A 25,647-nucleotide genomic window follows, 5' to 3' on the forward strand; every position below is an offset into this window, starting at 1 on the left:
GATTATTCCTCCTTAAATTTTAATATTAAATCTACAAGTCTCTCATAATCATTTCTATCTACCACTTCTACATTATCTATATCAATCTCTGTGTCTGAAGCTACACATATTAATCTTTCTACAGGTGTTATAATTTTAGTACTTAATCTTGAATTAAAAACTTCAATCTTATTTAAATTACTTTTTTTATAACCTTCAACTATTATAAAATCTTTTTCTGAAAAAAGATTTATAGCTTCATCTAAATCGAGCTCTTTTTCTATCATCATATAGGTTCTTCCAATAGAAGTTATACAAATTTCCTCTGCCCCAGCTTCTCTATGCTTATATGTATCTTTTCCCTTTTTATCTAATTCTAAAGTATGACTATGATGTTTTATTGTGCCTACTTTAAATCCTCTTTTTTTTAATTCCTTTATTATCCCCACAACAACTGTTGTTTTACCAACATTTGAACATTCTCCAACAACATTTATTATTCTACTCATAATTTATTCCCTAATACTAACTTATCATATTCTTCAACAGTATTTATATTTGTAAAGTTGTTTTCATCCTTTATTTCTATTTTTTTAATATTTAGTTTTTTGAACATACCTCGTAATGAATATTCTTTTTCTTTAATACTTTCATAAATTTTTTCTATTATTTCTTTTTTATATATCCCACAAAAAGGTTCTAATCTTCCATTTAATGTAGGAATTAAGCAATCTTCTTCAAATTCTATTTTTCCAAGCATCTCTAAAATTTCTTTATTCAAAAATGGCATATCACAAGATACTATTATTCCCTTTTCATTTTTTATTTTTTTCAACGCAGAATATATTCCACCAATAGGCCCAATATCCTTTATCTCATCTTCTATAATAGTAAATCCTTTAACTTTTTCAATTATTCTACTATCATTACATGATATTAAAATTTCATCAAAATTATTTAATGCTTTTATTTCTCTATCTATAAAAAATTCTTCTTCATACTCTAATAGTGCCTTTGGAGAATAATTCATTCTACTACTTTTTCCACCTGCTAAAATTATAGCTGAACATTTCATCATCTTAAAACAAAGACCTCTTTTCCTTCTTCTAATATTTCATTTTTTCCGATTTCTAATAAACAGTTACTATTTAGCATAGTATGAACCTGCCCTGGGCTTTGATATACATTATCAATATATACATCTCCATTGTTATCTTTAAAGGCCCTTAAAAATCTTCTCTTTTTTCCTTTTTTCATAAAACTATCTTTTAATATTCCTTTTTCTTTCCTTATCATATCTTCTGTGCAATTTATCATCTTTAATAATCCGTCCCTACACAAAAGTTCGAAAGTCGTAGCACTTGCAACTGGTGTTCCTGATAGTCCTATATACAACTTTCCATTTTTTCTTCCAACAAAAAGTGGTGATCCTGGTTTTATATCTACTTTCCAAAATAAAATTTCATAACCTAAGTCTTTTACTACTTTTTGTACAATATCTTTTTCTCCAACCGAAACTCCTCCAGTTGAAATTATAATATCTGATCTTTCCTCTAACTGGGTAATTCCATTCTTTAAACTTTCCTCATTATCTAAAAGACTTGAGTATAACTCACCATTCAAATTTAATTCTTTTATTCTTGATAAAAGAAATCCTCCGTTACAATTATACACCTTTCCATCTTTTAATTCTTCACCTGGATTTTGAATTTCATCACCTGTATTAATTAATCCTATATAAGGTTTTTTATATACTTTTATTTTATCTATACCTAAAGATGCAATTGCCATTACTTCAGATGCAGTTATCTTTTTGCCTTTACTTACTATTTTATCACCTTTTTTAAAGTCTTCTCCTTCATAAATATAGTTATCAAAAGCCTTATGTTCTTTAAAAACTCTAACTTTTCCTTCTATCTCTTCAGTATCTTCTTGTCTTACTACACAATTGCAACCTACTGGTATTTTTGCCCCAGTCATAATTCTTATACATTGACCTTTCCCTACGATTTTTCGAGATACCTCACCTGCAAAAATTTTATCTATAACCTGGAACTCTTTATAATTTTCTAACCTCTCTAATTCTTCTCCTTTTAAAGCATACCCATCTAAAGGAGATTTAGAGAATGGTGGATTATTTATTTTAGAGTGTACATCTTCATATAAAACTCTATTTAATCCATCATATAAGCTAACTTCTTCAAAACTTTTTTCTTCTATATTTTCTAATATTATTTCTTTTGCTTTCTCTAAATCTATCATAAAAAATCTCCTTATTTATATTTTCTTTATATTAATTGTAGCAAATTTATAAGATGGTTCTCTAGAATATGCATCAAATATCTCTTCTGTTAATTGATTAGTTGCAAAATAATGCATTGGTGCAAATAATTGATCCCTTTTTAATTGAGGGTTTATTTTTGCTTTTATATTTACTTTATTACCATTTGGTGATGATACCTGAATTATTTCATCATTTACTATTCCTAAATCACTTGCCAAAATATTACTTATTTCAATATATGCCTCCTCTGAAACCATTTTTTTAACCATTGGAATTTCTCTAGTTCTAGTTTGTGTATGCCATTGACCAACTGATCCTCTACCTGTATTCAACATATATGGATACTCATTAGTCTCTTTTAAAGTATTTTCCATTACATCTTCATACATAAACTTTACTTTTCCATTAGGTCTATAATATACTCCATCTTCAAAAAGTCTTCTTTCATCATCTATTAATTCTTCACCTTTTTTAAATGGCCATTGTACTCCCTTACTTTCTCTTAACATTTCATAAGTTACTCCAGTAATATCACAAGGCATATCTTTAGAGCATTCCTTTAATAGTTCAAATGCATCTTTTGGTGTTTTCCATTTTTCCAACTCTTTTTCTCTTCCTAAAGCTTTTCCTATACCTAAAAATATTTCATAATCAGTTAGTTCATTTTCTTTTTTACTTATTAAAGGTACTAATGCTGATAATCTTCTTTCAGTATTTATTAATACACCCTCTTTTTTAATTGCTGGAATTGCTGGTAAAAACAAGTCTGCCACTTTTGCAGTATCTGTATCACTATATAAATCTTGAACTACTAAAAAATCTAAATTATCTACTACTTTTTTAAACTCCTTGTTATCAATCCATGAATCCATTGGATTTGTAGCAACTATCCATAAGGCTTTAATTTCTCCATTTAAAGCTCCTTTTACTATTTCTGGATATGGAAGTGTTGGCGCCTTTGGAATATCTTCATCATCTACTCCTAATATCTCACGTACAACTTTTCTATCATTTTCATTTCCATAGTCTCTACCAGCATAAAGACAAGTTGTATTGCTATATAAACGCGACCCCATCGCATTACATTGTCCTGTTAATGAATTTGGACCTGTTCCTTCTCTTCCTATATTTCCTGTCATTACACAAATATTTATTATAGCTTGTGCTGTTCTAACAGCTTCATATCCTTGATTTACTCCCATCGTCCACCAAATAGAAACTTTTTTCCCATTATGAATAGTTTCTGCTAAAGCTACTACTCTTTCTTTAGTCATTCCTGTTTTTTCTTCAACATCTTCTAATGTATATTTTTTTACATGATTTTTAAATCCTTCAAAATCTTCTGTATGTTTTTCTATATATTCTTTATCTATCCAATCGTTTTCTATAAGGATATTTGCCAGTGTATATAAAAGAATTAAATCTGATTTTGGTTTTATATCATACCATTCATCTACACCCTTTACTGTTTCTGATTTTCTAGGATCAATAGCTATTTTTTTAGCGGCTTTATTTTTTCTTATTCTTCCCCATAATACTGGATGTGCTACTGCTGGATTTGCACCAATAAATATCATTGTATCAGAAAGTTCTAAATCCCTTAATGTATATGATGGTGCATCAAATCCAAATGCTTGTTTATATGCAACTACTGAACTAGACATACAAAGTCTAGTATTACCATCTCCATGCATTTGCATAAACCCTCTACCTATTAATCCCAATAATGCCATTTCTTCTATAGGTATTTGCCCTGTACTTATATATGCTACGCTTTTATCTCCATATTTACCTCTAGTTTCATCCATTTTTTCTACAAATATTCTAAAGGCATCTTCCCATCCTATTTCTTCCATTTCACCTTTTTCATTTCTTAATAATGGAAGTCTTTGCTTACCATACTCTGTGCATTGTTTATCTAAGTTTAATCCCTTTATACATGCTGTTCCTGAATTTACCGGATATTCCTTAGCACCTCTGATTAAGGTAATCTTATCGTTTTCTAATGTGAAGCTTAAGTTACATCCTGTAGCGCAATAATTGCAAGCTGATTGTTTTATTTCCATAATCTTCATCTCCTTTGTTTATCCATTAATGTTAATTTAATCTTACTACCATTATATCCTATGAAATGTGATAAAAATCACATTTTTTTCTGCCTTTTTGAACAAAATATTATTAATTGTGATAAAAGTCACATTTATTGCATGTTTTAATTGTTATAATTATAACAAATATGATAATAATCACAGATTGTTAATTTAGTTGTGATTATAATCACACTTTATTGAAAGGGCGTGTTTTTTTTGAGTAATATTAACCAAAGACCTAAAGCTAGCACCACCGTAAAAGTTTTAGCTATATGCGGTTTTATATTTTCATTATGTATTCTTTACTTAGTAAATATTCTTTAAATTATTTTTGAGGTGATTTTTTTGGAAAACGGATTTTTAAAAACAAAACTAAAAGATTATCCTATAGGCTTTATAGGAACTTGTCTTGGAGCTGCTACTTTAGCAAATGTCTTTTCTAGTCATGGGTATCCTATGATTTTAGATATTTTCATTTACGTAGGCTCTGTTGCTTTACTTATTTATATACTAAAATTGATCATGTACCCAAAAGTTGTTTGGGGAGAAATGAATAATACTATTTTTATGGCATTATATCCAACTACTACAATGCTTTTAATGAATATTGGTGTTTATTTTGCAAAATTCAATTATTCAATTGGTCATGGAATTTGGCTTTTTGCTTTATTATTAAATGTATTTTATGTAGTATTCTTTTTAATAAGACACGTTATTATAAAATTTGATATTACTACAGTTTTACCTTGTTGGTATGTTCTTTTAGCAGGTATTTCTGTATCATGTGTAACAAGTGAACCAATGCATGCCAAAGCACTTGTTAAACCAATATTTTACTTTATAGTTATGGCTGTATTAACTTCATTACCAGTAGTTATATATAGACTAAAAACTGTAGAAGTTCCTGATCATCAATATCCTTTAATAGGAATTTTTGCTGCTCCAGGATCACTTTGTACTATAAGTTATGTAACTTTATATCCACATCCAAATGTATATTTAGTTAGTTTCTTCTTTGCTTTATCAGTAGCTGCTGTAATTTTTGATTACTTAAACTTACCAAGAGTTATGTCATTAAAATTCAGCCCAGCTTTTGCGGGATATACCTTCCCACTTGCAATTGCTTTAGTTGCTTCTGTAAAAGTATATGGTTATTTAACTAAGTTTGGATTCCATAACTATGCCGAGATAGTTAAATGGATTTGCGGAATAGAATTTTTTATGACTACAGCTATAATAGGATTTATTCTATTTAATTTCATATTTAATTATTTCTTCAATATACCAAAATTCAAGTTTACAAAATAAGAGCAACCTTTACAATTTGCTCAAATATTAATATATATACACAATAAAAAAGAAAGCAGAATATATAACTTCTGCTTTCTTTTTCTATTAATTCACTCCAACAAATTAAAGAAGCTAAATTAGTGGAATAATTTAGCTTCTTTAATAAATACATTCATATTATTATTTATAAATTTATCTCTATGACATATAAATAATAATTCCCTATGAATTTCTATATTTTTAATATTTAATTTCTTTAAAACCCCATATTTCAGTTCTCTCTTTATGCATCTCTCAGATACACATCCTATCCCCATCCCACTTTCTACGCTTCTTTTTATCGCTTCTGTGCTTCCAAGCTCCATTACTACATCTATTTCTAAATTTTTTTTAATAAAAGTATTTTCTATAATTTCTCTAGTTCCACTTCCTGGTTCCCTCATAATAAGCGAAACTCGATTTCCTTCTATTTCATCCAATTTACCTCTTGAATTTTCACCTATAAAAACTAGATTATCATCCCAAAACTTTTCAACATTTATTTCATCAGATCTTATACTTCCTTCTACAAAAGCAAAATCAATTTCATTTTTTAATATAAGATTTTCTATATTTTCTGTATTATCTATAATTAAAGATATCTTTATATCTCTATATTTATTATTAAATTTTTTAATAATAGTTGGAAGTACATAAATACCTATAGTTGTACTAGCACCTATTTTTATTTCACCACTACGACTTTCTTTTATACTCCTAATTTTATCAACACCCTCTTCGTATAAGTTAAGGATTCTTCTTACATAATTTAAATATACTTCCCCTTCATTAGTTAGCTTTATTCTTTTCCCAATTCTATCAAATAATTTTACTTCTAATTCCATTTCTAATTCTTGAATTGCTTGGCTTACAGAAGGCTGACTTATATATAGTTTACGTCCTACTTTAGTCATATTAAGTTCCATAGCTGTTTCATAAAAAATCCTAAGCTTTCTAAAATTCATCCTAGATCACTCCCTTTACATTAATTAAAAATAAGGCATTGCATTTTGCAACACCCTTTATTTATCCTTTACATCTTCATAATCAACATCAATTGCTCCTGAAGTATCAAAATCATCTTCTACTTGCTCTTCATAAGTATCATTAGTCTTACTATAATTTATATTATTATAATGATTTTCTTCCGTCTCTTTAGGTTTTGATATTTTTTTTCTAATCTTAACTACTGCCCATATGATTAATATAGCTAAAATTACATATGGAAGTGCTGTGATTATAAATTTTGCAATTATAATTAATATTAATATTGTAATTAGTGTATATAAAATCCCTCTATATTTATTCATACTCTCATTCCTTTATTTATGTAATTTATACTTTCTATTATACAATAAAAAATATGTTAATAGAAGTTACTATTTTAAAAAGATTTATCTTAACTATCTTTTAAGTTATTCTATACCTCTTTATTCTTTTTGTCAATAAAAAAGACAAGGTTTCCCTTGTCTCTTTAATCTATGCCATTTGTTGTTTTTTCTTTCTCGCTATCTTCGGTAAAATAAATCCAAGTCCTACTAATATAAATGGTGTTGCTACATTTAATAGAAGTTGGAACCACCAGCTACTTGAATAAGTAGTTACTCCTTGTGGTACCATTCCAAAAATACATGCAAATGCTGTAAATACAAAACACCATGCACCAATTATAAAACCAACAGTATGATTTTTAATGAACTTGTATTTTGAATCATATTTTGATGTAGCCTTTTTAATTGCCATATAAGCTAAGAATACCCATAGATACCTTAATGGCATTACTACTGCATTAAGTCTTAGTAACCAAGTAAATAATTCATTCATATTTCCGATTCCAAGTGCTGGAACTACAATCAATATTCCAACTAGCACCGCAGTCATTAAGTATCCTTTAATAGGTGCTCCATGCTCATTTGTTACAGTTAATGCTTTTGGTACAAACTCGTCATCTGTATCTGCTAGTAACACTTTAAGCGGTGCATCTATAGAGAAAATCAATGCTGATACTTGTGCTAAAACATTTGCTATAGCATATATAATCATTAAAACATTACCTACTCCATAAAATTCACCTAACTTTTGGAATGCTAAATATTGTCCATTCATCATTAAATCTGATGGAATATTATTAGCATCAAACATCATTCCCATTGCTACAGAGCCTAAAATTGCTGTTACACCAACCATTATAGCTAATACAATCATTCCTCTTGGGAATTCTTTTGATGGATTCTTCGTATTATTTACATATGGAGAAATTTTTTCTGCTCCTCCAACTGCAAATACTAACATAGAAATAGTAGTTAAATAAGTAAAATTAAAGTTTGGCATTATACTATGTACAGAAATATCTGTTGTAGCTACGTGTACTCCTCTTATAAATGGAGCTCCAATCATTAATAATATATATAATATTCCCATAATAAATGTAGCAGTCCCTGCTATAGTTCCTATTTTCTTTAATGAGTTCATTCCTCTTGATGCAATCCATAAGAAAAATAAGAATATTGCTAGTGAAATAAGTTGTGCAACTAAAGGATTCATACTACTATAGAAAGTTCCATCACCTTTAAATACCCAACCTAATGCTACTAATACATATTGTGGTTTTTGTGCTAAATAAGGTATATGTACAACCCAGTATGTCCATCCTGCAAAGTAAGCAAGTTTTTTTCCCATTGTATTACCGATCCAACTACTTACTCCACCTTTACTGTCTTTAAATACTGATCCTAATTCTCCTACCATTAATGCATATGGTATAAAATACAATGCAATTATTAAAATCCAAGATGCTATAACTTCTAATCCTTGGTTTGCAAAGTTATTAACAACATTTCCAAATCCAAAAACCATTACGAAGGCCATAAATGCAAGATTATACCACCTTAATTTCTTTTCTTCATTATCTATCATATTTTCTTCTCACTTTCCTTTGCTTTATTACAAATTTATTAATATATTCATTGTATCAATTTTTACATAAAACGACAACATTTTGTTAATAAAAATAATTTTTTTTTACTAATTTGAAGTTTTTTATCTTTTTAACTGGTTAAAATTAATTTTCATCTCTTTTCTTTGTCATTATATCAAATTTTTTTAATTTTAAATTAACAAGAAGATAAAAAAAGACATAGAACTTTTTTGAAAGTTTCTATGTCTAAACTTTTATGTTATAAAAAATTTTAATATAAAGATTACTCCTATTACTACTGTAGTCAATGAAACCTGTTTTACTTTTCCTGTTGTTACTTTTAAAACTATATATGATATTATTCCAAATATTATTCCATCTGAAATACTATAAGAAAATGGCATCATTATTATAGTTAAAAAAGCTGGAATAGATTCAGTAAAATCATCTAATTGAATTTCCTTTATAGGTTCTATCATAAATAATCCTACTAGTATTAATGTCGATGCTGTAACCGCAGAAGTTATAACACCAAATATAGGAAAGAAAAATAAAGCTATTATAAACATGACTGCTGTAGTAACTGCAGTTAAACCTGTTCTTCCCCCTTCTGCAACTCCTGAAGCACTTTCAACAAATGTACTTACTGTACTTGTCCCTATGCAAGCTCCAAAAGTAGTTCCTATGGCATCAGATAATAATGCTTTTTTTATGTTTGGCACATTTCCATTTTCATCTAACATTTTTGCTTTAGTTGCCACTCCCACTAAAGTACCAATAGTATCAAATAAATCCATAAATAATAATGTAAATAAAACAATTACCATATTCCATGAAAGTATATCATGCCATTGAAAATTAAAAAGACTATGTGCTATAGATGGTGGTGCACTAACTATAGCTGTAGGAACTTTAGTTATTCCTAAAGGAATTCCTATTATTGCAGTTATAATCATTCCTATAAACAATGCACCCTTCATTTTTCTAGCTAATAATATTCCTGTTATTAAAAGTCCAATAATCGCCAATAATGCTGGTCCTTTCATAACATTTCCAAGAGATAATATAGTACCTCCATCCTTAGGATGTATTACAATTCCAGCTCCCTCAAGTCCTACTAATGCTATAAAAAGCCCAATACCTACTGATATTCCATTTTTTATACAATTAGGTATTGAGTTTACTATAGCTTCTCTTACATTAAATAATGTTAAAAGAATAAATATAATTCCTTCTAAAAAAACTGCTGTAAGAGCAAACTCATACGAATATCCCATTTGAAGAACTATCGTATAAGCAAAAAATGCATTCAAGCCCATCCCCGGTGCTTGTGCAAAAGGTAGTTTTGCATATATCCCCATAATTAACGTTGCTACAACTGCAGCTATTGCTGTAGATGTAAAGACTGCTCCACTATTCATTCCAGCTGCTGAAAGAATTGCTGGGTTTACAATTAAGATGTATGCCATTGTCATAAATGTTGTTACTCCAGCTAAAACTTCTGTTTTTGTACTAGAACCGCTTTTACTTATTTCAAAGTAATTATCCAACATACCATTTTTTCTAAAAATCTTTTTCATCTTATCACTCTTTCAAATTTATTACTTAACTATAATATAATATTTTTCGTCTTTTTTCTACATTTCTGCGAATATTTTTCGTTATTTTCTTAATAATATTCATATTCAATTAAATAAAACATATTTATATTTCATTTTCTTCTTAGAATATCCGTATTTATTTAAGTGTCAACTTTATTTTTTCTATTCGCCTATCTTTAATTTCTATTGCCTCTAGTATGTATTCATCCTTCTCTATAACTATTTCTCTATCATCCTCTGGTACTTCCCCAAGAATAGTTACTATATAACCATTTATAGTATCATAATCTCCTTCTATTAAGTTTAAATTAAATCTTTCATTAAATTCATTAATAGTTAGCGTTCCTTTCAATAGATAATGATTTGCATCTATTGTTTTTACTACAGGTTCCTCTAAGTCATACTCGTCTTCTATTTCTCCCATTATTTCTTCAATTAAATCTTCCATAGTTGCTATTCCTGACACTCCACCATATTCATCTATTAAAATTGCCATATGTGTTCTTGTCTTTTTTAAATCTTTAAAAAGTTCATTTGTTCTTTTAGTTTCCGGGAAAAATTTTGGTTCTTGTAGAATTCCTCTGATATCCATATTATCAAATCCAGCCCTCTTTGCTTCTACTAACATATCTTTTAAATAAAGTATTCCTATAATATTATCTATCTCTCCTTCATAAACAGGTATTCGTGAATATTGAAGATTCAAAATTTGATCTAAATAACTTTCTGTAGGTTCATCTATATCTATCATAGATGCATCTTTTCTAGATGTCATAATCTCCTTTGCCATTCTATCATTAAATTCAAATACATTATCAATCATATCTCTTTCTTCTTCTTTTATTGTTCCATATTCTTCTCCCTCAGAGAGCATTGCCCTAATCTCTTCTTCTGAAACTCTGTCTTCTATTCCTGTTTGATTATTTCCAGTTATCTTTAAAACAAAAGCAGTTGAAAAGGAAAGTATTTTTATAAATGGCTTTGCTATAACTGATACTATATAAATTACTCTTACAGTTGCCATTGCTGTTTTTTCTGCTTTCTTTAATGCAATTCTTTTTGGTACTAATTCTCCAAAAACTAAAGTTATATATGATAAAACTACAGTCACTCCTATTAAAGAAATTTGGTGCACATATGGTATATCATATTTTGCTAAAGAATTTCCTATAGCACTAGATACACCTGTTGCTGCTGATGCACTAGAAAAGAAGCTTGCAAGAGTTATTCCCACTTGAATTGTTGCGAAAAAATTACTTGGTTCAAGCATTAATTTTTCTAAAAGCTTTGCTTTTTTATCTCCATTTTCACTTAGTATTCTTATTTTAGTTTTATTTACTGATACTATAGCCATTTCTGCTGCTGAAAAAAATGCATTAACGCATGTTAAAATCAAAATTAAAATTAATTCTGGCATTATATTAAGAATATCCATATTTTCTCTCCTTTAATTCTTTAAATATAATTTTAGTATGTTCAATATAGTATTTATTTAAACTTCACAATTCTCTAATACTTAAGATAGTTATTAATGATATAATTATCTTAAATTTCAAAAATTTTAGGAGGTGTTTCTATATGAATGGAAACTGGAGTTTAAATGAGCTTTATACTGGATTTGATTCAAAAGAGTTTAAGGCTGATTTAAATTTATTTGATAAAAAAATCAATGAATATAAGGATTTTGTAGATGCTTTAATCTCTAATCCCAATACAAAAGAAAGTCTTGAAAACTATATCGTATTAACTAACGAGTTTAAAGAACTTGGAAACAAGTTAATTATGTACTCAAACTTAGTTATTAGCGTTAACACTAAAGATTCTGTTGGACTTAAAACTATAGAAATCTTAGAACAAAAATTAGCATCTATTGCTGATTCTGAAGCTAAACTTTATAAATGGATTGGAAGTATAAAGAACTTATCTGAATTGATTTCTTCTTCTGATTTATTAAAACAACATGAATTCCACTTAAATGAAGTAAAAGAACAAAGTACACATCTTTTAAGTGATAAAGAAGAATTATTAATTGCTCAAATGAAAGGTTCTGGTTCTTCTGCTTGGACAAAACTTAAAGATTTAGAAACTTCATCTCTTCTTATAGATTATGATGGAAAATCTCTACCTCTAAGTGTTATAAGAAATATGGCTTTTGACTCAAGTGAAAAGGTTAGAAAAGCTGCTTATGAAGCTGAACTTGAAGGTTATAAGAAAATCGAAAATTCTGTAGCGGCTTGCTTAAACGGTGTTAAAGGTGAAGTAATAACTGTTTCTAAGTTAAGAGGTTATAAAACTCCACTTGAAGAAACAGTAGTAAATTCTAGATTAGATATGGATTCTTTAAACGCTATGCTAGATGCTATGAAAGAAAGCTATCCTGTTTTTAGAAAGTATTTCCAAAGAAAAGCAGAAATATTAGGAAATAAAAATGGCTTACCTTTCTATAATCTTTTTGCTCCTATTGTTGATTCAGATCAAAAATTCACTTTTGAAGAAGCAAAAGCTTTTATAATTGAAAACTTTTCTTCATTCTCTGATAAACTTGGAAACTTTGCAAAAACTGCTATAGAAAATAATTGGGTTGATGTATATCCTAAAGAAGGAAAAGTTGGTGGTGCTTTCTGTGAAAATCTTCATATGATTGGTGAAAGCCGTATCATGTTAAACTTTGGAGAAACTTTAAGTGATGTTATAACTTTAGCTCACGAATTAGGTCATGGATATCATGGTGATTGTCTTTTAACTCAAACTTCAATCAATTCTGATTATCCAATGCCTATTGCAGAAACAGCATCTACATTCTGTGAAACTATAGTAAAGAAAGCTGCTGTTAAAAATGCATCTCCTAAAGATGCTTTAGCTATATTAGAAACTGAAATTTCAGACTGTGCTCAAATAATTGTAGACATTATGAGTAGATTCTTATTTGAAAAAGAAGTTTTTGAAAAAAGAGAAGAAGCTTCTATATCGGCTTCTGAACTAAATGAAATAATGATAAAAGCACAAAAAGAAACTTATGGTGATGGTCTAGATAATGAATTTTTACATCCTTACATGTGGGCTTGTAAACCTCATTATTATTATGCAGAAGCAAACTTTTATAACTTCCCATATGCTTTTGGACTTTTATTCTCTAAAGGTTTATATGCTGAATACTTAAAAAGAGGCGATGAATTTGTAAAAGCTTACGATGAACTTTTAAGTGTAACAGGAAAAATGAAACTTGCAGATATTACAAAACTTATGAATATAGATATAACTTCAATAGATTTCTGGAGAAATTCTTTAAAAACAATTGAAGAGGATATAGAAAAATTCTTAGAATTAAGTAAAAACTTATAATAAAAAAATCCCTTAGGAAAATTCCTAAGGGATTTATTATAACAAATAAAATTATTTGCTCATTGCTTCTTCTACAGCAACAGCTACAGCAACAGTAGCTCCTACCATTGGGTTGTTACCCATTCCGATAAGACCCATCATTTCAACGTGAGCTGGAACTGATGATGATCCTGCGAATTGTGCATCTGAATGCATTCTTCCCATTGTATCAGTCATACCATATGAAGCAGGACCTGCTGCCATATTGTCTGGGTGAAGAGTTCTTCCTGTTCCACCACCTGATGCTACTGAGAAGTATCTTTTACCTTCATTAACACATTCTTTTTTGTAAGTTCCAGCAACTGGATGTTGGAATCTTGTTGGGTTAGTTGAGTTACCAGTGATTGATACGTCAACACCTTCTGAGTGCATTATAGCAACACCTTCTCTAACATCGTTAGCACCGTAACATCTAACTTTAGCTCTATCTCCATTTGAGTAAGCTTTTTCTTTAACTACTTTTAATTCTGAAGTATAAAAATCAAAGTCAGTTTGAACATATGTGAATCCATTGATTCTTGATATAATTTGAGCAGCATCTTTTCCTAATCCGTTTAAGATTACTCTTAATGGCTCTTTTCTTACTTTGTTTGCTTTTTCAGCTATTTTAATAGCTCCTTCAGCAGCAGCGAAACTTTCGTGTCCTGCTAAGAATGCGAAACATTTAGTTTCTTCTCTTAAAAGCATAGCTCCTAAGTTTCCGTGTCCTAAACCAACTTTTCTGTCGTCAGCAACTGATCCTGGAATACAAAATGCTTGTAATCCTTCTCCGATTGCTTCAGCAGCTTCAGCAGCTTTTGTGCATCCTTTTTTAATTGCTATAGCAGCACCTAAAGTATAAGCCCATCCAGCATTTTCAAATGCGATTGGTTGAGTTTCTTTAGCTATTGTGTATGGGTCAATCCCTACTTCATCACAAATTGCTTTAGCATCTTCTATTTTGTCCATCCCGTACTTATTAAGAACAGGTATGATTTGGTCTATTCTTCTTTCATAACTTTCAAATAATGCCATGATTAAATTCCTCCTTACAATCTTAATTTAAATTATTCGTGTCTTGGATCTGCTAATCTAACAGCATCAGCAACTCTTCCGTATTGTCCTGCTGCTTTTTCCATAGCTTCGTTAGCGCTCATTCCTTTAGCTACAAACTCCATCATTTTTCCTAAGTGTACAAACTTGTATCCGATGATTTCATTGTCTTCGTCTAAAGCAATTTTAGTTACGTAACCTTCTGCCATCTCTAAGTATCTTGGTCCTTTAGCTAAAGTTCCATACATAGTACCAACTTGTGATCTTAATCCTTTTCCTAAGTCTTCAAGACCAGCTCCTATTGGTAATCCTCCTTCTGAGAATGCAGTTTGAGATCTTCCGTATACGATTTGTAAGAATAATTCTCTCATTGCTGTGTTTATAGCATCACAAACTAAGTCTGTGTTTAATGCTTCTAATATAGTTTTTCCTGGTAATATTTCTGAAGCCATAGCAGCTGAGTGAGTCATTCCTGAACATCCTATTGTTTCTACTAATGCTTCCTCTATTATACCATCTTTAACATTTAGAGTAAGTTTACAAGCTCCTTGTTGAGGTGCACACCAGCCCACTCCATGAGTTAAACCTGATATATCTTTTACTTCTTTTGCTAAAACCCATTTTCCTTCTACAGGAATTGGTGCTGGCCCATGATTAGGTCCTTTAGCGATTACACACATTTCTTGAACTTCTGTTGAATACATCATATTCTTTTTCTCCTCCCTATTATTAGATTAATAGGTTTATATTTTAAACCTATATTTCTATCTAGGTCAAAAATTGCCCCACCGGGTAATTTTATCCTACACTCATTTTATCAAATGTCTTTAAATCAAACAACCTTATTTTTAAAATTTTCAGTATATTTTGTTGTTTCAAGATTTTTTTTACTCTTTTGGTTTACCCAACTCTCTATTTTTTATAGATTTTTAATATTTATATAATTATTTTATACTTTTTAGCATATTTATATATTTTTTAATTTTTCAATTTTGAATTCATTATAATAATACCAATAAAAAAAGTCCATTCTATCTAAAAATATTTAATATTATGTAAACATATTATTCAATAAAAGGAAACTTTTTCTTGTTAATATTAGATAATAATCGTGATTATTAAAATAAATTATTTATTGTTTTATTTTAAGAAAGGAGAAAACATGTTTAAACATTATATAAAAGGATTTGTTTTTGCAGCTTTATGTATTTTTGGATTTTGGGTACTCCAATTTATAGGTGGCTTTTTAGCTGCACTCCCTTTAGGGTATGGTATATTAAAATTCAAACTAAATATTTTACAAAAGCCAACTCCTATCACTCCAGCCATAGCAAACAGAGCTGGAATATTAACATTTTTTGGCGATATTTTTATTTTTATTGTAATTCTATTAATAATAAAGTTTATTTTTAAAAAGAGTTTACAAAATGATATAAAAATTAAACCATTTAAATTAAATAAATTAGCAGTATTAATACCTGCAGCTTTGGGCTCCCTTATGCTCGCTTCAATATGGGGTAGTTTTTTTGTTCAGCTCATCGCTAAAAATGATAAAAGTATACAAATGATTCATGCATTATTTTCTGAAATGCATTCTCCACTTGCTATTTTAGCTACAATACTAATTGCTCCTATTACAGAAGAATTAGTTTTTAGAGGAGTTCTATTTAATTATTTGCGTCGAAGAATTCCTTTTTGGCCTGCTGTTATAATTTCTTCTGTATCATTTGGGATACTTCATGGAAACATATCACAAGGTGTTTTTGCAGCACTTTTAGGAATAATCTTAGCTCTTATGTATGCTTACACTGATTCCTTAATTGGAGATATTTTAGTGCATATATTATGTAATACTACAAGTACTCTACTTGGCTTTATTATAGCTAGTAATTCAATTAATTCTTCTATTAAAGCTGAATTTTCCTTACTAATATCACTCACTTATTTATTATTAGGCCCTGTTTTAGTTCTTTTAGCTTTAAATATTTATAGAAAAAGAAATGGTTCAACTAAAACTATTTTTAAACCCTTATCAATAATTCTTTTCTCTACTTTTATAGTATTTGCTTTAATTGGAACTATTGGTATTGTATCAACTTCTTTTAAGGTGTCTCCTTCTCATACAACGATAAAAGTTTCTTCCTAAAATTTAAAATTTGTAATTAATTGATTTAAAAGATTTACTTATAGCTTCTCTTTAAAACTTTAGTAAAACCCCTAACTATAAGCTTTTGTAGAACATAAATTTATATACTTTTCTATACGTAAAAAAAGAGCTATTCTTAATAGAATTTAATTCTATTAAGAATAGCTCTTTTTATTTGGTGCTGATTGAGGGACTTGAACCCTCACGATGTCTCCACCAAAAGATTTTGAGTCTTCCATGTCTGCCATTCCATCAAACCAGCATAACTATATTTAAAAGTATATACTAAATATTTCTTTTTTTCAACCTAAAAAATTCTCTTTATTTGCAAAACTAAAAAAATATCTATATATTTATATTTTTATAATTTCAACACTTAAAAATAAGCACCTAATTAAAGGTGCCTATTTCTTTTCTTTATATTTTTCAATTAATTCTTTTAAAAATTTAACAGTTTGAACTGGTGCTTTACCAATAGATGTTTCTCCTGATAATAAAAAACCTGTAACATCTTTATTTATCATATTATAAATAGAATCAACTTCTGAAAATTCTGGACGTTTTCCGTCTCTCATACTATTTAATACATGTGTTCCAACTATAATATCATTTTTTTTAGATTCTTTTGCAATTTTTATAATTCTCTCTTGATAAATTGGTGCTTTTATTATAGTTCCTTCAGGTACTAAATCCCCTCTTCCAATTACAACTCCATCAACATTTTCCAAAATGCTCATACTATTATTTACTCCTTTAGGAGTCTCTATTTTCGCCCAAATTTTCGGATTATAATTTATTGAATTTTCTTTTATATATTTTTTTATTATTTTAATATCCTCTACATTCTCCACAAAAGATTGACATATTATTTCTACTTTATTTTTTATACACCAATCAATATTTATTTTATCTTTTTCATTTAAAATTCCAGCTTCCCTATCTATTCCAATAATATTGCAACCTTTTCCTTCCCTTATGATACCGCCTTTTGTCACTACAGCTCTTATTCCATCTTCAGTATATCCAATTATTTTAAATTGCATAGTATTATCCTTCATTGAAATGCTTTCTACTTTACTATTTTTAAATTTATTTGATTCTATATTTAATGGAATTATCTTTTTTTTATCCTTATCTACATATGTTGGATGTAAATATTTATCTTCTCCACAAACAAATACTTCTTCTCCATTATATATTTTATATATATATGGTAATTTATCTGAAACTCTTATCTTTCCTCCTGATAAGTCTCCCATTATATGTATATTATTTTCTTTTCCCCTAATTATCTTTTGAAAACTATCAAATTCTTTTAAACTTCCATGTGAAAAGTTAAATCTAAAAATATCCACTCCATTTTCTATAAACTCTTGTACTATCTTTCCATCTTTACAGCTTGGACCTATCGTCGCTATTATTTTCATTCAGTCTCACCTCTATTAAAAATATTTTAGGCTGCCTTTTTTATCTATAGACAGCCTTTCCGAGAATTTTCCATATCTTTCACTTGATCTCCATCTTAAAAATATTCTTTATTATTTTTTCTAAGCTTTCTTCTATCTCCTTAGTTTTTTCACTCAAGTTTCCTTTTATCAAAAAAGCCGGTGATTTTATTTCTTTTAGAATATAGAATTCTGTTCCACATCTTAAGCTTAATTTTTCATTTCCATATTCCTCTCTTAAGCAATCATAAATATAACTTGCAAATTTTTCACCTATGAAGCTACAATCATATAATATGGCTACTTCCTCTTCTTGTGACTCTTTTTCATCTAAATATACACCTATAAATAAATCTAATCTTGATTTATTTGCATCCATTGCTTTTTTATAAACTTCATATCCTTCGTTTCGTTTCTTTTCTAAATACATATCTACTAAAAATAGATTTTCCTCTTCTAGTTTTCTAACTAATCCTTTTGAAAATTCTCTTCTAGTACTATCTAGTCCTATTTTCAAATCAATCCCTCCAGGATTTTGCTTAATATAATATATTCAATATCTATAAAAAAGTTCTACTTTTATCTTTTATGGAATATTTATTTAAGTATAAAGGAGGTGCTTTATTTGAAAAAATTTCTTATATCATCATTTTGCATAATAATCATTCTACTTCAGGGCTGTAATGCAAATCCTGCTAGATATTTAAATTTAAAAGAAAATAAAGATAAAAATCATTACTCCCAAGAAATAATAGAAAAACTAAAAAGTGATGATGATTTTAAAGTAGAGATATTCGATAATAATTTTTATAAAACCTACACTTTGCCTGAAGAAAATAAACATATTATACCTGATTTTTTTTATTCTTTAGTATCTGAAAACTTTGTAGATCCAATTAATAAAAATTCTAATGATAAGATTTTCGAAATAATTTTAAAGTTTACTGACCAAAAATATTATATTACTGTAATTAATGAAAATTATATCTATATTTCTCCTGAAGATGGATATATTCAAAGTGATTTTATTAATATGACTAATATTGAAGAAGGCCTTAACCTTTATAAACTTTGTAATTATATAAGTAAAAAACTAGATCCTATGTAAGAATAAGCTGGAGTAATAAATATTCCAGCTTTTTTTATATTCTACTTTGTAGTAAATCTATATATTTAAAAAGAACTACCAATATTATGTAGTTCTTTTCATTTTTATATTATAAAAATATCTAAGTTTTATCCTTTAACAGCTCCAATTGTAATTCCTTGTGTAAATGATTTTTGGAAGATTAAGAATATAATTATCATTGGAATTGAAGCAAGTGCTGCTCCCGCCATCATCAATCCATAATTTGTAGTAAATTCTAATTGCATAGTTGCTACTCCTAATGGTAATGTCTGCATTTCTGTACTTCTTATTAAAATAAGTTGCATAAAATAATCATTCCATGATGTTATAAACGTAAATATTGCAAGTGCTGCTACACCAGGTTTAACAATTGGTAAAACTATTTTAGAAAATATTCCAAGTTCACTACATCCATCTATTCTTGCTGCTTCTAATAGCTCCGTTGGTATGGTTTCACTAAACTGTTTCATTAAGAAAATTCCAAAAGGCCATCCTACTGCTGGTAATATTAATGATTTATAACTATCTATCCAATCTAAACTAGTTAATATATTAAATAATGGAACCATTATAACTTGCTTTGGAAGTGCCATTGCTATTATAAGCATCCAAAAGATAATTTTCTTTCCTGGGAATCTTTTTTTTGCTAAAACATATCCTGCAAGAGATGCAGTTAAACATACTAATATAGTTGTTGAAATAGCAATAAAGAAACTATTAAATGTCCATCTTACTATTGGTTGTCTAAATAAGCTTATCCAGTTATCCATTATAGGATTGTTTGGAAACCATTCTGGTGGTACTGCAATTGCAGCTCCTAAGTCTTTAAATGAACCTGTTATAATCCAATAAAAAGGAAATACAAATAAAATCATAAGGATACATAACACAACAAATGCTATTGTATTTTTTACTGTCCACTGGCTTCTCCAGTCATATAACTGTTCTTTTTCTTTTTTCTTCTTTCCGAACATAACCTACCTCCTTTAATATTCAACGTCTGAACCAAAATACTTATATTGTATTACTGATATAGCCATAACTATTACTGCTAAAACCACACCCATTGAAGATGCTAATCCATACTGTCCAAGAGTAAATGATCTCTCATATACTTGATACATTATGGTCGTTGTTGAATAGTTTGGTCCTCCAGCCGTTAATAATTGAATTATTGAGAAACACTGGAATGAATTAATAGTTGTTATTATAACTATATATAACGTAGTTGGTTTTAAAAGTGGCCATGTTATATTCCAAAAAACTTGTCTTGAATTAGCTCCATCAATTTCAGCTGCTTCTAAATAATCTTTTGGTATATTTCCAAGTGATGCCATATATAAAACAATCGGTTGTCCCACTGACAATGTCACTAATACTATTAAAATTGCCCATTTTGCTATTGATGGATCTCCAAGCCACACTTGTGGATCTACTCCAAATAACTCTAAAACATAATTTAAAATTCCATAATTCGGATGGAATATCCACCCCCAAACTACTGTAATACTAACAACTGATGCAATAGCTGGTAAATAAAAAACTGATCTAAAGAATGTTCTTACTTTTGAAGATCTCTTATATATGTTAACCGCTACAAATAATGAAAACACCATAACTACAGGAACGTTACCTATAACTAAAAACAAAGTATTCCACAGTGATTTTTTAAACACTGGATCATTAAAAATCGTAATATAATTCTGTATTCCTATAAAATCCGAATTTCTTGGCGTATAGTTAAAGAAACTCATTACTATTCCGCCTATCATTGGTAATATTACAAATGTTAAGAAAAATATAGCTGCTGGAAGTAAAAATAGATATGCGCAAAGCCACTCTTTTTTTGCTAAACTCCTACCTTTTTTTCCTTTAGTTGCCCTCTTATTCATTTTCACACCCCCTAATTTAAATAAAGTATATTCTAACTTTTTATAATTCCATTTCATACATTTTCATATATTAAATTATATTTTTTAATAGAGGCCTTAACTCTATTAAACTAAAGGCCTCTATATAGATTTTTATTTTTTATTTAATGTTTCATTTGCTCTATCATTAAAGTTTTTCATTGCATCTTTTGGTGCAGTTTTACCTAATGTAACTTCTTGGATTGCTGGGAACCAATGTGTTCTCATTTCTGCAAAACCATTAACTGTATTGTAATATTCAGCTGTATATTCACCCATACCTTCTGCAAACTTCATTTCTGCATCATCATATAAACCTTTTACTGATTCTCTAACAGAAAAAGTTCCTGTAGCAACTAAATTTTTCTTTTGCCATTCTGCATCATTTGATAAGAAATCAATAAACTTTTTAGATGCTTCAATCTTATCTTCATTACCATTATCAAATATACATAACCCACCTATAAGTGGCTCTAATGCTAACTTTTCTGGTGATGGTGATGGAATTGGTAATAAGATATCTTCAAATTCTCCAACTTTTTTGTCTGCATTGCTCTTCTTTAAGCCTGTTGAATATAAAATTGTAAATGCTGATTTTTGTTGTAAGAATAGATCTATTGCATCTCCTGATGCTAAAGCTTCACTACCTTTTCCTATAAATCCTTCATCTATTCCTTTTTTAATCCATTCCATTGCCTTTGTTATTTCTGGACTATCAAATGTATATGCACTTTGATCTTTATTCATAACGCTTCCGCCAGTTATATTAGCAATAAATGCTCTAGTTCCCTGATCTCCTGCTGTACTTTTACTAAACATTGATACTGGTATAACATCTGGGTTAGCTTTCTTTATTCCTTTAAGCGCTTTTTCAAACTCTTCTAATGTCCAATTTCTATCATTCTTATTAAGTGGTAATAAATCTAAAAGCCCTGCTTCTTCAAACATAGTTTTATTTACTGCCATCATAAAGTTTGTTGTATTAAATGGATACATATAATAAGTACTATCTAATTTACATCCAGCTAGTAATGCATCTGATACATCTCCATTTAAATCTTTAATCATATCATCTACAGAAGCTAATACTCCTTGTCTTGCATAATCTATAATTCTTCCTGGTGCATCATATAATACATCTGGAGCTGAATTTGATGCTATTGCTGCATTTATTTTTTCTCCACCACCATTAAATGAAACCATCTCAACTTTTACTTTTATATCTGGATTTTTTTCTTCAAATGCTTTTATTAAATCTTCCTCATATTTCCCAACTTGCCCATCTTTCATTTCAAAGTTTGGAAAATTCCACCATGTTATTTCTGTTTGTTTTCCTTCCCCTTTGTCCCCCGATGTAGTTCCTCCACCACATCCTGCTAAAGTACCCAATGCTATAGTCGATGCCAATAGCAAACTTCCTACAAGTTTCATTTTTTTCATTATTATGTCCCCCTTTTTTTCAATTATTTATTTTAAATAGCTAAAGTAGTTTCTTTATCAAACATATATATTTCTTCTGAATCTAGTGCAAATCTATCACTTTCACCATATTTCACTTTATTTGTTCCTGGTATTTTAGCTGTTATATTCTTGCCTTCTAGCTTCATGTAAATATAACTTTCTGATCCCATAAGCTCTACTAAATCAACATTTGATTCAAATAAAGTTTCTAAATTTTTCTCTACAAAACTCTGGATATTACTTATGTGTTCTGGACGTATTCCTATTACAATATCTTTATTTATATATCCCTTATTCATTAATTTCTCTTCTTTTTCTTTAGAAACTATAAACTTATTATTCCCAGTATTAAATACAAGTTTATCTCCATCTCTTTCAACTCTTGCATCTAAAAAATTCATTTGTGGACTTCCTATGAAACCTGCTACAAAGATATTATTAGGATGTGCATATATATTTTGTGGTGTATCAACTTGTTGCACTACTCCATCTTTCATTACAACTATTCTAGTTCCCATAGTCATAGCTTCAGTTTGGTCATGAGTTACATAAATAAAAGTTGTCTTTAATTCTTGATGTAATTTTGTTATCTCAGTTCTCATTTGAACTCTTAATTTAGCATCTAAATTTGATAATGGTTCATCCATTAAAAATACTTTTGGTTCTCTAACAATAGCCCTACCTAAAGCTACCCTTTGTCTTTGTCCTCCTGATAAAGCTTTAGGCTTTCTTTCTAAATAAGATTCTAAGCTTAATATTTCAGCTGCTCTCTCTACTCGTTTATTCATTTCCTCTTTATTAAACTTTCTAAGCTTTAAGGCAAATTCCATATTTTCTCTTACTGTCATATGAGGATATAAAGCATAATTTTGAAATACCATAGCAATATTTCTATCTTTTGGAGCTACATCATTCATTATCTCTCCATCTATATATAGTTCTCCTTTTGATATTTCCTCTAATCCCGCTATCATTCTAAGTGTTGTAGATTTCCCACATCCTGATGGTCCAACAAAAACAATAAATTCTTCATCTTCTATATTTATGTTGAAATCATTTACAGCAGTGACATCATTATCATAAACTTTATAAACATTCTTTAATGTTAAACTAGCCATTACTTTTTACTCCTCTCTAAATAAAAATTTTTATTTATTTGTTTCTCCCTACAATAAAATATATTCAGCTTTTGAAAAACAATTCTTAGTTTAAGAAAATTTTTTTCATTTTTATTATTTTTGAAAAAAAATAAAGACCATCTTAAAAATGGTCTTTATTGTTATCATTTATTTTATTACTTTTTTATCTCGCTTAGAATTCTAAAAACTCTCTTATTAAGCAATGGATGTATTTTATTTGGGCACAATTCATTTAATGGCTCTAAAACAAATTCCCTATCTTCCATTCTTGGATGTGGAATCACACAAAAATCATCTTCTGATATAATATCATCAAAAAATATAATATCTATATCGATAATTCTTGGTCCCCATCTTAATTCACGCTTTCTTTTCATTTTTAGTTCTACTTCTAAAAGCTTTTTCATAAGTTCTTTAGGTCTTAATATAGTTTCAACTTCTAAAGCACCATTTAAAAACTCTTCTTGATCTACAACTCCCCATGGTTCTGTTTTTATAAAAGAAGCTACCTTCGAAACTTTTACGCCTTGGATTTCTTCTATGAAATCTATAGCTGTTTTCAAGTTCTTTTCTTTATCACCTATATTACTACCGATAGATAAATATGAAATACTTCTCTTTCTTTCAATTTCTATAGCTGCATATTTTAAATGTCTTCCTATAGGCGCCCATGGTTTCTTAACTTTTACCTTTACTATTTTTACTATTTCATATTTTTCTAAAATATGTTGACATACCTTCTCACCTAAAGTTTCTATTAAATCAAAACTTTCTTTTATACAGATTGCTTCCACTTCATGGCATAACTCTCCATAATGAACTGATGCAGTTAAATCATTTTCCTTAGCTGCTTTTGAAAGATCTAATTCAAGTTCTATATCAAAAATAAACTTTTGCCCTAAAACCTTTTCTTCCTTAAATACTCCATGATTTGCAAATATCTCAACATCTTTTAAATATATTTTATCCATCTTCTCTCCTATTTACTTCTTAAAATCCTATCTGCCATCAGACATACTCTCTTATTTTCTTTTACATCATGTACTCTTATAAATTCACAACCTTTTGTTATTCCTAAAACAGTTGTTGCTAATGTTCCTTCTACTCTTTCATCTTTTGGTAAATTTAAAGTTAATCCTATTATGGATTTTCTTGATGTCCCTAGTAGCATTGGAAATTCTAATTCCTTTATTTTTTCTAAATGATTCATTGTTTCAAGATTTTCTTCTAATGTTTTTGCAAACCCAATTCCTGGATCTAAAATTATTTTTTCTCTTGGGACTCCCGCATCTAATGCAATATTTATTGATTCAATTAAATCATTTTTTATATCTTTCATTAAATTTTGATATGGAATCTCTTCTCTATTATGCATTAAAATACATGGTACTTTTGTTTTTGCACATACATTTGCCATATTAGAGTCTCTTTTAAATCCCCAGATATCATTTATTAAGTCTGCCCCTGCTTCTATAGCTTTTTCTGCAGTTTTACTCTTATACGTATCTATTGATACTGGAATATCAAAATTTTCTTTTATCATTCTAATTACAGGAATAACTCTTTCAATTTCCTCTTCTGCTGATACTTCATTAAATCCAGGTCTAGTTGATTCTCCACCTACATCAATAATATCTGCTCCTTGTTCAATCATTTCCTTTACTCGTTCTTTTGCTTGCTGAATATTATTGTATTCTCCTCCATCTGAAAAAGAATCCGGAGTAATATTTAATATCCCCATTATATATGTTCTTTTCTTTAAATCAAATTCCTTATTTCCAATTTTCATTTTCATTCTCTCCTT

General features: G+C 28.8%; 23 protein-coding genes and 1 tRNA gene. 4 read left to right on the forward strand and 20 right to left on the reverse strand.

From position 1 onward, the window contains the following. Positions 1 to 2 precede the first annotated feature (2 nt). The 4 genes from mobB to Q0W06_RS00135 are packed head-to-tail and all read right to left on the reverse strand — an operon-like array spanning position 3 to position 4,329. Positions 3 to 488 carry a molybdopterin-guanine dinucleotide biosynthesis protein B gene (gene mobB, locus Q0W06_RS00120; protein WP_297629648.1) on the reverse strand — a complete coding sequence of 162 codons (486 nt, stop codon included), beginning with the start codon at positions 486 to 488 and terminating at the stop codon, positions 3 to 5. After that, positions 485 to 1,057, reverse strand: coding sequence for a molybdenum cofactor guanylyltransferase (locus Q0W06_RS00125; protein WP_297629650.1), 573 nt, complete (start codon positions 1,055 to 1,057; stop codon positions 485 to 487). The genes mobB and Q0W06_RS00125 overlap by 4 nt, the downstream gene beginning before the upstream one ends. Further along, the gene (locus tag Q0W06_RS00130; protein ID WP_297629653.1) at positions 1,054 to 2,241 is read right to left on the reverse strand and encodes a molybdopterin molybdotransferase MoeA; all 1,188 of its coding nucleotides are present in this window, start codon (positions 2,239 to 2,241) and stop codon (positions 1,054 to 1,056) included. Before Q0W06_RS00130 ends, Q0W06_RS00125 begins: the two co-directional genes overlap by 4 nt. Before the next feature lie 15 nt (positions 2,242 to 2,256). Beyond that, positions 2,257 to 4,329, reverse strand: a complete 2,073-nt coding sequence (locus tag Q0W06_RS00135; protein WP_297629655.1) for a molybdopterin oxidoreductase family protein — start codon at positions 4,327 to 4,329, stop codon at positions 2,257 to 2,259. 369 nt (positions 4,330 to 4,698) lie between these two features. Here Q0W06_RS00135 and Q0W06_RS00140 point away from each other — a divergent pair, with 369 nt between their 5' ends. Continuing rightward, positions 4,699 to 5,661 (forward strand): TDT family transporter, encoded by a 963-nt coding sequence (locus Q0W06_RS00140; RefSeq protein WP_297629657.1) that lies wholly within the window; start codon positions 4,699 to 4,701, stop codon positions 5,659 to 5,661. 119 nt (positions 5,662 to 5,780) lie between these two features. Here Q0W06_RS00140 and Q0W06_RS00145 read toward each other — a convergent pair whose 3' ends face one another. The 5 genes from Q0W06_RS00145 to Q0W06_RS00165 form a co-directional block, all read right to left on the reverse strand. Continuing rightward, on the reverse strand, positions 5,781 to 6,647 hold the full coding sequence (locus Q0W06_RS00145; protein WP_297629660.1) for a LysR family transcriptional regulator: 867 nt from the start codon (positions 6,645 to 6,647) through the stop codon (positions 5,781 to 5,783). A 57-nt stretch (positions 6,648 to 6,704) separates the two neighbouring features. Continuing rightward, complete coding sequence (locus tag Q0W06_RS00150) at positions 6,705 to 6,992, reverse strand: hypothetical protein (RefSeq protein WP_297629663.1); 288 nt, start codon at positions 6,990 to 6,992, stop codon at positions 6,705 to 6,707. A gap of 169 nt (positions 6,993 to 7,161) precedes the next feature. Next, a complete protein-coding gene (locus Q0W06_RS00155) occupies positions 7,162 to 8,598 on the reverse strand; it encodes an amino acid permease (protein ID WP_297629666.1) in 1,437 nt (478 codons plus the stop codon). Between the two features lie 255 nt (positions 8,599 to 8,853). Then, positions 8,854 to 10,149: an NCS2 family permease gene (locus Q0W06_RS00160; protein ID WP_297630088.1), complete on the reverse strand. Its 1,296-nt coding sequence runs from the start codon at positions 10,147 to 10,149 to the stop codon at positions 8,854 to 8,856. A gap of 187 nt (positions 10,150 to 10,336) precedes the next feature. After that, the gene (locus tag Q0W06_RS00165) at positions 10,337 to 11,635 is read right to left on the reverse strand and encodes a hemolysin family protein (protein ID WP_297629668.1); all 1,299 of its coding nucleotides are present in this window, start codon (positions 11,633 to 11,635) and stop codon (positions 10,337 to 10,339) included. A gap of 143 nt (positions 11,636 to 11,778) precedes the next feature. On the opposite strand from Q0W06_RS00165, the gene Q0W06_RS00170 reads away from it, so the two are divergent. Further along, the gene (locus Q0W06_RS00170; RefSeq protein WP_297629671.1) at positions 11,779 to 13,542 is read left to right on the forward strand and encodes a M3 family oligoendopeptidase; all 1,764 of its coding nucleotides are present in this window, start codon (positions 11,779 to 11,781) and stop codon (positions 13,540 to 13,542) included. 51 nt (positions 13,543 to 13,593) lie between these two features. Here Q0W06_RS00170 and Q0W06_RS00175 read toward each other — a convergent pair whose 3' ends face one another. Both Q0W06_RS00175 and Q0W06_RS00180 read right to left on the reverse strand, forming a co-directional pair. Further along, complete coding sequence (locus Q0W06_RS00175; RefSeq protein WP_297629673.1) at positions 13,594 to 14,595, reverse strand: GGGtGRT protein; 1,002 nt, start codon at positions 14,593 to 14,595, stop codon at positions 13,594 to 13,596. Between the two features lie 32 nt (positions 14,596 to 14,627). Beyond that, positions 14,628 to 15,320 (reverse strand): hypothetical protein, encoded by a 693-nt coding sequence (locus Q0W06_RS00180; protein WP_297629675.1) that lies wholly within the window; start codon positions 15,318 to 15,320, stop codon positions 14,628 to 14,630. Positions 15,321 to 15,775: 455 nt separating this feature from the next. On the opposite strand from Q0W06_RS00180, the gene Q0W06_RS00185 reads away from it, so the two are divergent. After that, positions 15,776 to 16,759 carry a CPBP family intramembrane glutamic endopeptidase gene (locus Q0W06_RS00185; RefSeq protein WP_297629678.1) on the forward strand — a complete coding sequence of 328 codons (984 nt, stop codon included), beginning with the start codon at positions 15,776 to 15,778 and terminating at the stop codon, positions 16,757 to 16,759. A gap of 176 nt (positions 16,760 to 16,935) precedes the next feature. On the opposite strand, the gene Q0W06_RS00190 is transcribed toward Q0W06_RS00185, so the two are convergent. The 3 genes from Q0W06_RS00190 to Q0W06_RS00200 form a co-directional block, all read right to left on the reverse strand. Beyond that, positions 16,936 to 17,021: transfer RNA gene (locus tag Q0W06_RS00190), tRNA-Leu, on the reverse strand. Between the two features lie 142 nt (positions 17,022 to 17,163). Further along, positions 17,164 to 18,186, reverse strand: coding sequence for a pyruvate kinase (locus Q0W06_RS00195; protein ID WP_297629681.1), 1,023 nt, complete (start codon positions 18,184 to 18,186; stop codon positions 17,164 to 17,166). 79 nt (positions 18,187 to 18,265) lie between these two features. Continuing rightward, positions 18,266 to 18,721: an N-acetylmuramoyl-L-alanine amidase gene (locus Q0W06_RS00200; protein ID WP_297629684.1), complete on the reverse strand. Its 456-nt coding sequence runs from the start codon at positions 18,719 to 18,721 to the stop codon at positions 18,266 to 18,268. 108 nt (positions 18,722 to 18,829) lie between these two features. Here Q0W06_RS00200 and Q0W06_RS00205 point away from each other — a divergent pair, with 108 nt between their 5' ends. After that, complete coding sequence (locus Q0W06_RS00205) at positions 18,830 to 19,312, forward strand: DUF4883 family protein (protein WP_297629686.1); 483 nt, start codon at positions 18,830 to 18,832, stop codon at positions 19,310 to 19,312. 128 nt (positions 19,313 to 19,440) lie between these two features. Here Q0W06_RS00205 and Q0W06_RS00210 read toward each other — a convergent pair whose 3' ends face one another. From Q0W06_RS00210 to folP, 6 genes are all read right to left on the reverse strand, one after another. Further along, a complete protein-coding gene (locus Q0W06_RS00210) occupies positions 19,441 to 20,307 on the reverse strand; it encodes a carbohydrate ABC transporter permease (RefSeq protein WP_297629688.1) in 867 nt (288 codons plus the stop codon). Positions 20,308 to 20,319: 12 nt separating this feature from the next. Further along, positions 20,320 to 21,225 (reverse strand): sugar ABC transporter permease, encoded by a 906-nt coding sequence (locus Q0W06_RS00215; protein ID WP_297629691.1) that lies wholly within the window; start codon positions 21,223 to 21,225, stop codon positions 20,320 to 20,322. Between the two features lie 132 nt (positions 21,226 to 21,357). Beyond that, complete coding sequence (locus Q0W06_RS00220; RefSeq protein ID WP_297629693.1) at positions 21,358 to 22,683, reverse strand: ABC transporter substrate-binding protein; 1,326 nt, start codon at positions 22,681 to 22,683, stop codon at positions 21,358 to 21,360. A gap of 32 nt (positions 22,684 to 22,715) precedes the next feature. Further along, the gene (ugpC, locus tag Q0W06_RS00225; RefSeq protein WP_297629696.1) at positions 22,716 to 23,822 is read right to left on the reverse strand and encodes a sn-glycerol-3-phosphate ABC transporter ATP-binding protein UgpC; all 1,107 of its coding nucleotides are present in this window, start codon (positions 23,820 to 23,822) and stop codon (positions 22,716 to 22,718) included. Positions 23,823 to 23,998: 176 nt separating this feature from the next. Next, the gene (folK, locus tag Q0W06_RS00230; protein WP_297629699.1) at positions 23,999 to 24,814 is read right to left on the reverse strand and encodes a 2-amino-4-hydroxy-6-hydroxymethyldihydropteridine diphosphokinase; all 816 of its coding nucleotides are present in this window, start codon (positions 24,812 to 24,814) and stop codon (positions 23,999 to 24,001) included. 8 nt (positions 24,815 to 24,822) lie between these two features. After that, positions 24,823 to 25,632 (reverse strand): dihydropteroate synthase, encoded by an 810-nt coding sequence (folP, locus tag Q0W06_RS00235; RefSeq protein WP_297629702.1) that lies wholly within the window; start codon positions 25,630 to 25,632, stop codon positions 24,823 to 24,825. Positions 25,633 to 25,647: the final 15 nt, after the last annotated feature.

This window comes from uncultured Clostridium sp., from assembly GCF_947072515.1.
Lineage (GTDB): Bacteria > Bacillota > Clostridia > Clostridiales > Clostridiaceae > Clostridium.

What these genes read in the sequence shown, in the direction of transcription:
- mobB (WP_297629648.1), bottom strand. Translation starts at nt 488, where the DNA reads ATGAGTAGAATAATAAATGTTGTTGGAGAATGTTCAAATGTTGGTAAA.
- Q0W06_RS00125 (WP_297629650.1), bottom strand. Translation starts at nt 1,057, where the DNA reads ATGATGAAATGTTCAGCTATAATTTTAGCAGGTGGAAAAAGTAGTAGA.
- Q0W06_RS00130 (WP_297629653.1), bottom strand. Translation starts at nt 2,241, where the DNA reads ATGATAGATTTAGAGAAAGCAAAAGAAATAATATTAGAAAATATAGAA.
- Q0W06_RS00135 (WP_297629655.1), bottom strand. Translation starts at nt 4,329, where the DNA reads ATGGAAATAAAACAATCAGCTTGCAATTATTGCGCTACAGGATGTAAC.
- Q0W06_RS00145 (WP_297629660.1), bottom strand. Translation starts at nt 6,647, where the DNA reads ATGAATTTTAGAAAGCTTAGGATTTTTTATGAAACAGCTATGGAACTT.
- Q0W06_RS00150 (WP_297629663.1), bottom strand. Translation starts at nt 6,992, where the DNA reads ATGAATAAATATAGAGGGATTTTATATACACTAATTACAATATTAATA.
- Q0W06_RS00155 (WP_297629666.1), bottom strand. Translation starts at nt 8,598, where the DNA reads ATGATAGATAATGAAGAAAAGAAATTAAGGTGGTATAATCTTGCATTT.
- Q0W06_RS00165 (WP_297629668.1), bottom strand. Translation starts at nt 11,635, where the DNA reads ATGGATATTCTTAATATAATGCCAGAATTAATTTTAATTTTGATTTTA.
- Q0W06_RS00170 (WP_297629671.1), top strand. Translation starts at nt 11,779, where the DNA reads ATGAATGGAAACTGGAGTTTAAATGAGCTTTATACTGGATTTGATTCA.
- Q0W06_RS00175 (WP_297629673.1), bottom strand. Translation starts at nt 14,595, where the DNA reads ATGGCATTATTTGAAAGTTATGAAAGAAGAATAGACCAAATCATACCT.
- Q0W06_RS00180 (WP_297629675.1), bottom strand. Translation starts at nt 15,320, where the DNA reads ATGATGTATTCAACAGAAGTTCAAGAAATGTGTGTAATCGCTAAAGGA.
- Q0W06_RS00185 (WP_297629678.1), top strand. Translation starts at nt 15,776, where the DNA reads ATGTTTAAACATTATATAAAAGGATTTGTTTTTGCAGCTTTATGTATT.
- Q0W06_RS00195 (WP_297629681.1), bottom strand. Translation starts at nt 18,186, where the DNA reads ATGAAAATAATAGCGACGATAGGTCCAAGCTGTAAAGATGGAAAGATA.
- Q0W06_RS00210 (WP_297629688.1), bottom strand. Translation starts at nt 20,307, where the DNA reads ATGTTCGGAAAGAAGAAAAAAGAAAAAGAACAGTTATATGACTGGAGA.
- Q0W06_RS00215 (WP_297629691.1), bottom strand. Translation starts at nt 21,225, where the DNA reads ATGAATAAGAGGGCAACTAAAGGAAAAAAAGGTAGGAGTTTAGCAAAA.
- Q0W06_RS00220 (WP_297629693.1), bottom strand. Translation starts at nt 22,683, where the DNA reads ATGAAAAAAATGAAACTTGTAGGAAGTTTGCTATTGGCATCGACTATA.
- ugpC (WP_297629696.1), bottom strand. Translation starts at nt 23,822, where the DNA reads ATGGCTAGTTTAACATTAAAGAATGTTTATAAAGTTTATGATAATGAT.
- folK (WP_297629699.1), bottom strand. Translation starts at nt 24,814, where the DNA reads ATGGATAAAATATATTTAAAAGATGTTGAGATATTTGCAAATCATGGA.
- folP (WP_297629702.1), bottom strand. Translation starts at nt 25,632, where the DNA reads ATGAAAATTGGAAATAAGGAATTTGATTTAAAGAAAAGAACATATATA.